The following is a 1544-nucleotide window of genomic DNA, read 5'->3' on the forward strand; positions in this document are numbered from 1 at the left end:
CCCAGCGCACAGGCAAGGTAGCTCTTGCCACTGCCACAGGGGCCAGTGATCAACAGGTTCCGGTGCTTGTGCAGCCAGTCACAGCTGTTGAGGCCAGCGATCTGACTCTGCTTCAATCCTCGCGGATGTTCGTAGTCTATGTCCGATGTTCGGGCCGCCAGTTTGAACCGGGCCTGTTTCAGCAGTCGGGCAAGACGTTTGTTATTACGCTCAACCTCTTCCTGTTCCACGAGCAGTGCCAGTCGCTCAGGGAAGCTCAGGCCTTCGTAGGTGGCCGGGTTTTCCTGCTGCATGGAGAACGCATCGGCCATACCAGTGAGACGCATGGAGCGCAGACGGTTCAGGGTTTCGTTAATCATCACGCCTCCTCCTTTACTGGTAACAACTCGCGCCGCGTACATTCTCATGGGCTGGCGTCAGTGGCAGAGTGGTTCGTTTTGACGCATCCTCGACAGGGATTCGATCCTGCCCGGTTTCCAGAATGCTGCGGATATTTCTCAGACGATAAACTCCGATATGCCGGGCGCGGTGGCAGGCATTATTCAGCCGTTCCCCACCGTATTTTTTGTTCAGGTTCAACAGGCCCAGGCTCGCCCTGTAAACCTGTTCCGGGTGCTCCCGCGTATCAAGCATGTACCGGGTCAGCCAATGGACATCAGAACCGATGTCTTTTGCCCAGGCCAGCAGGCGTTCCGGCGTCCACGCCCTTTGATGGCGGTGCCTGTCCGGCATATGGGCTGGCAGTGTTGTATATCCCGGCTTGTACGAGCGGACATGGCAGGCGACAACCTGCCCCTTATGGCAGATGGTGATGCAGTTCTCCGTAGCCTGAATTTCCACTTCTCTTCTGACCAGCTGATGGGGTACCGAGTAGTAGTGACACTCATACTGGACATGGTAATCGATGTGGACTCGCGCCTTACGAAAGGCCGCATAAACAAAGGGTTGTTTCGGCAATGGCCGCAGTACCGGTTCATCCAGCTGTTCGAAGTGACTGCGCCGCGTGCCTTGCAACTTTTTGAAGGGGCGAAGGTTAAGAACGGTCAGGAGCTCACGGATACGGGCATTAAGCTCCGCCAGGGTAAAGAAAGTCTCCTGGCGTAACCGGGCCAGTATCCACCGCTCGACGACCTGTACCCCGACTTCTGCCTTGGCTTTATCCTTCGGCTTGTAGGGGCGCGTCGGGATGATAGCCACCTGGTAATGATTGGCCAGATGCTGATACGACGGATTCAGGTCCGGATCGTAGTAGCAGGCTGTTTTGACACCGCTTTTGAGGTTGTCCGGCACAACCACTTCCGGCAAGCCTCCAAAGAAGGCGAATGCCCTGGCATGGGAGCCGATCCAGTCCTCGGACTTCTGGGTAAGCGTGGCCTCGGCGAAGGTATAGCTGGATGCGCCCAGCACCGCGACAAAAATCTGAGCCTTGTGGGAAACCTCACCGGTATCCGGATTAACAAGGGGAACTGTCGGCCCGGCGTAATCAACAAACAGCTTTTCGCCGGCCTTGTGGTGCTGACGCATGGAGCGTTTCAAGGTGCCAC

At 56.7% G+C, this 1544-nt stretch carries 2 protein-coding genes; both read right to left on the reverse strand.

All coding sequences use genetic code 11. The features are described from left to right. On the reverse strand, positions 1 to 359 hold a 359-nt coding region (locus ABD892_RS03855), incomplete at its 3' end, for an ATP-binding protein (protein ID WP_345194017.1). 13 nt (positions 360 to 372) lie between these two features. After that, positions 373 to 1544, reverse strand: a 1172-nt coding sequence (gene istA / locus ABD892_RS03860) for an IS21 family transposase (protein WP_345194019.1), incomplete at its 5' end; no start/stop codon positions are given.

The organism is Kistimonas scapharcae (assembly GCF_039540975.1).
Taxonomy (GTDB): Bacteria; Pseudomonadota; Gammaproteobacteria; order Pseudomonadales; family Endozoicomonadaceae; genus Kistimonas; species Kistimonas scapharcae.